1 protein-coding gene is annotated in these 5008 nt (G+C 71.0%); it reads right to left on the bottom strand.

All coding sequences use genetic code 11. The features are described 5' to 3' along the window. Positions 1–5008: amino acid adenylation domain-containing protein (locus ABZ937_RS42660; protein WP_361701056.1), on the bottom strand; the 5008-nt coding region annotated here is incomplete at both ends.

Here is a 5008-nt window from a genome sequence, read left to right as displayed (position 1 = left end):
CAAAACCCTCAACCGTCCCCCGGTCAAACACATCAACCGAGAAACCAAACACACCCGACAACCCAGCCGGCCCACCCTCACCATCGAAAACCTCGTTGAGATTCACGGAGAGGTCGAACTTCGCCGCTTCCAGTTCCGCCGGCTCGACGGTCAGGTCGAGGCCGGGGAGTTCGAGGCGCGGTGGCGTGGTGTTCTGGAAGGCGAGCAATACCTGGAACAGCGGATGGCGGGACATCGAGCGGACCGGGTTCAGCACTTCCACCAGGTGCTCGAACGGCACGTCCTGGTGGACGAAGGCCCGAAGGTCGGCCTCCCGTACCCGGGCGATCAGTTCCCGGAAGGTCGGGTCACCCGACACATCCGTGCGCAGCACCAGCGTGTTCACGAAGAACCCGACCAGCTCGTCCAGCGCCTCGTCCGTACGGCCGGCCACCGGCGAACCGATCGGGATGTCCGTCCCCGCACCCAGACGGGACAGCAGCGCCGCGAACGCCGCCTGCACCACCATGAACACACTCGCGCCCGAGGCGCGGGCCAGCTCGGTCAGGTCCCGGTGGAGTCGGGCGTCGATCTCGACGGGAACGTGTCCGCCGCGGTAGGACGCGGCGGCGGGCCGCGGACGGTCCATCGGCAGGGTCAACTGCTCGGGCAGCTCGGCCAGTTCGTTCTTCCAGTACGTGACCTGGCGGTTGATGACGCTTGCGGGGTCGGTCTCGTCGCCGAGCAGCTCCCGCTGCCACAGCGCGTAGTCCGCGTACTGCACCGGCAGCGGCTCCCACGCGGGGGCACGGCCGTCCGCACGTGCCTCGTACGCGGCGGCCACGTCCCGTGCCAGCGGGGCCATCGACCAGCCGTCACCGGCGATGTGGTGGATGACCACGAAGAGCACGTGCAGGGTGTCGTCCAGGGTGAACAGGCGGGCGCGCAGGGGGAGTTCGCGGGTCACGTCGAAGCCGCGGGCCGTCTCGTGGGCCAGGGCGTCCGGCAGTTCCTCTTCCGTGACGTGGACGACGGGCAGGTCCACCGTGGCGTCCGCCACGTCTAGGACACGCTGACGCGGGATGCCGTCCGGACCCTCCGGAAAGACCGTACGCAGGCTCTCGTGGCGTGCAATCACGTCACCGAGAGCCGCGGCCAGCGCCCCACGGTCCAGCCGGCCGGTCAGCCGCAGGGCGACCGGCATGTTGTACGTGGCCGACTCGGGCCCCTGGATCCGATTGAGGAACCACAACCGCCGCTGCGCGAACGACAACGGCACCTCAGCCGGACGGGACACCGGCGCCAGGAGGACGCGTGCCCCCTCGGCGTCGGCGAGGCGACGGGCCAGCTGGGCCACGCTCGGCGCCTCGAACAGTGTGATCAGCGGCAGTTCGACGCCCAGCACGCTGCGGATCCGGTTGGCCAGACGGACGGCCAGCAGGGAGTGACCGCCCAGGTTGAAGAAGCTGTCGTCGACCCCCACCTTCTCGACGCCGAGGATCTCGGCGAACAGGTCGCACAGGACCTCTTCCCGGGCGGTGCGCGGTGCCCTGCCGGAGTCGGTGGGCGCGAACTCGGGGACCGGGAGGGCCTTCCGGTCGAGCTTGCCGTTCACCGTGACGGGCAGCGCGTTCAGGACGACCACCGCGGCGGGCACCATGAACTCGGGCAGCCGGGTGCTGACGAAGTCCCGCAGTTCGGCCTGGTCGACGGTGGCACCGCGCACCGGCACGGCGTAGGCGACGAGACGGGCGTCGGTGGCGTCCTGACCGCCGTGCAGGATGACGACGGCCTGCTCCACCGCGGGATGAGCGGCGAGCGCGGACTCGACCTCGCCCAGTTCGACCCGGAAGCCGCGGATCTTCACCTGGAAGTCCGTGCGGCCGAGGAATTCGATGTTGCCGTCGGCCCGCCAGCGCACCAGGTCACCGGTGCGGTACATGCGCCGGCCCTGTGTGTCGTAGGGGTTGGCCACGAAGCGGTCCGCGGTGAGGGCCGGCCGGCCCACGTAGCCGCGCGCCAGCTGCACGCCGGAGATGTACAGCTCGCCCGGAACACCGGCCGGGACCGGCCGCAGGCGCTCGTCCAGTACGTAGACACGGGTGTTCCACACGGGGGCGCCGATGGGCACGCTGGGCGCGCCCGGCTCGTCACGGACCGCCCACCGGGTCACGTCGATCGACGCCTCCGTGGGCCCGTACAGGTTGAACAGGCCGGCGTCGAGGGTGTGGCGGAACTTGTCGGCGAGTTCGAGGGACAGCGCCTCACCGCCGAGGATGACGGTGTGCAGCGTGGTGCAGGTGCCGGCGGTCGGCTCGGCGAGGAACACGGCGAGCATCGACGGCACGAACTGGAGGGTGGTGACGCGCTGGGTGCGGATCACGTCGACCAGATACGCCGGGTCGCGGTGCCCGCCGGGCTTGGCGACGACGATGGTCGCACCGACCTGAGGAGCCCAGAAGAACTCCCATACGGAGACGTCGAACCCGGTCGGCGTCTTCTGCAGGATCCGGTCACCGGCGCGCTGCGGATGCCTGGCCTGCATCCAGGCAAGGCGGTTCACGATGGCGTCGTGCGGGATCATCACCCCCTTGGGGCGGCCGGTCGAGCCGGAGGTGTAGATCACGTAGGCGGGGTGCTTGAGCAGCAGCGGCGTGGCGCGGTCCGCGTCGCTCAGGTCGGTGTCCGGGTACGCGGTCAGTCCCGCCGCGAAGCCGGGTTCGTCGATGACGACGGCGGGCAGTGCCTCGGGCAGCAGCGGCAGCGTGTCCGCCGTGGTGAGCACGCACACGGGACGGGCGTCGTCCAGCATGTACGCGATCCGGTCGGCCGGGTACTCGGGGTCGACGGGCAGATACGCGGCTCCCGCCTTGACGACCGCGTACACCGCTACGACCTGTTCGATCGACCGGGGCAGGGCGAGCGCGACGATGCGCTCCGGGCCCGCCCCGCGCTCCACGAGCAGCCGTGCGAGGCGGTTGGCCCGCGCGTTGAGTTCGGCGTAGGAGAGGGTGGTGTCGTCCTGGATCACCGCTGCGGCATCCGGCGTGCGTGCCACTTGCTCTTCGAAGAGCACCGGCAGGGGGGCCTGGCGCACCTCGGTGTCGGTGGCGTTCCACTCCTCCACGATCCGCTGTCGCTCCGCCGTGGCGAGGAGGTCGAGTTCCGCGACCGGCTGGTCCGGGTCGCGCACCACGCCGCGCAGGACCCGCTCGAACCGGGCCACGAGTTCCTCTGCCGTCTTGCGGTCGTACAGGTCGGTGGCGAACTCCAGGACGCCGTCGAGGCCGGCTTCGGCGCCGTCGCCCGCGTGCAGCTCGTCGAGGTAGACGCAGAGATCGAAGCGTGCGGCGGTGGTGGCGGTCTGCTCGGCCGAGACGGTGAGGCCGGGGAGGCGCAGCTCGGGCTGCTCTATGTTCTGGAAGGCGAGCATCACCTGGAACAGCGGGTGCGCGGCCATGGAGCGGGCCGGGTTGAGGACCTCCACGAGGTGCTCGAACGGCACGTCCTGGTGCGCGTAGGCGGCCAGGTCGACTTCCTTGACGCGTTCCACCAGTTCCCGGAAGGTCGGGTCCCCGGACAGGTCGGTGCGCAGCACCAGCGTGTTCACGAAGAACCCGACGAGATCGTCCAGTGCCTCGTCGGTGCGGCCCGCCACCGGCGAACCGATCGGGATGTCCGTCCCCGCGCCCAGCCGGGACAGCAGCGCCGCGAACGCCGCCTGCACCACCATGAACACGCTCGCGCCCGACTCCCGTGCGAGAGCCGCGAGGTGCTGGTGCAGCTCCGCGTCCAGGGTGAAGGTCACGCTGTCGCCACGGTTGGAGGCGGTGGCGGGCCGGGGCCGGTCGGTGGGCAGCGCGAGCTGCTCCGGAAGGTCCGCCAGGGCTCGGGTCCAGTGCTGGATCTGCCGATGGGCCACGCTGTCCGGGTCGGACTCGTCGCCGAGCAGCTCCCGCTGCCACAGCGCGTAGTCCGCGTACTGCACCGGCAGCGGCTCCCACACGGGGGTGTCACCGCTGGTCCGTGCTTCGTAGGCCGCGGTGAGATCGCGCGCCAGCGGGGCCATCGACCAGCCGTCGCCGACGATGTGATGCAGCACCACCACCAGCAGGTGTGTCCGGTCGTCGACGGCGAACAGGCGGGCGCGGACGGCGGGTTGCGTGGTGAGATCGAAACCCAGGGCCGCGGTCTCGGCCACGCGGGCGTCCAGCTGACCGGCCGTCGTCTCCACCACGTCCAGCGTCAGGGCTGCCTGGTGGGCGTCGAGGATGTGCTGGTGGGGGGTGCCGTCGGGGCCTTCGGGGAAGACGGTCCGCAGGCTCTCGTGCCGCTCCACGACATCCCGCAGTGCGGCGGCCAGGGCGTCCCGGTCCAGGTTGCCGGTGAGCCTGAGCGTGATCGGCAGGTTGTACGTGGCGGTGGCCGCGCCCTCAAGGCGGTTCAGGAACCAGAGGCGAAGCTGCGCGAAGGACAGCGGCAGCTCGGCCGGCCGGTTGCCGGCGGCCGGTGCGGGGCGTGCCTGGCCGCTGTCCCTCGTGATCCGTTCGTCGAGCTGGGCCACGGTCGGCCCCTGGAACAGGGTGCGGAGGGGGAGTTCGACGCCCAGGCGGGTGCGGATACGGCTGATGAGCCGGGTGGCGAGCAGGGAGTGTCCGCCCAGGTCGAAGAAGCTGTCGTCGATGCCGACCCGCTTCACCTCAAGCACCTCGGCGAAGATCTCGCACAGCTCCCGCTCACGCTCGCTGCGCGGGGCGCGTGAGGTCGCGGCGGCCGCGTAGTCCGGGGCCGGCAGCGCCCGCCGGTCCAGCTTGCCGTTGGCCGTCACCGGCAACGCGTCCAGCACTACCACCGCTGCCGGAACCATGAACTCCGGCAGGCGCTCTTTCGCATAGCGACGCAGTTCACCGGCCTCGAAGGCCTCCGCCTCGCGCGGTACGACGTAGGCGACGAGGCGCTTGTCCCCGGGCCGGTCCTGCCGCGCGACCACCGCCACCTGCGCCACCAGCGGATGCCCGGCGATCACCGC

The sequence above is a fragment of the Streptomyces sp. NPDC046727 genome (genome assembly GCF_040645635.1).
Classification (GTDB): domain Bacteria; phylum Actinomycetota; class Actinomycetes; order Streptomycetales; family Streptomycetaceae; genus Streptomyces.
The sequence above is the reverse complement of the archived record's forward strand: the minus strand, read 5'-3'. Positions and strand labels throughout refer to the sequence as shown.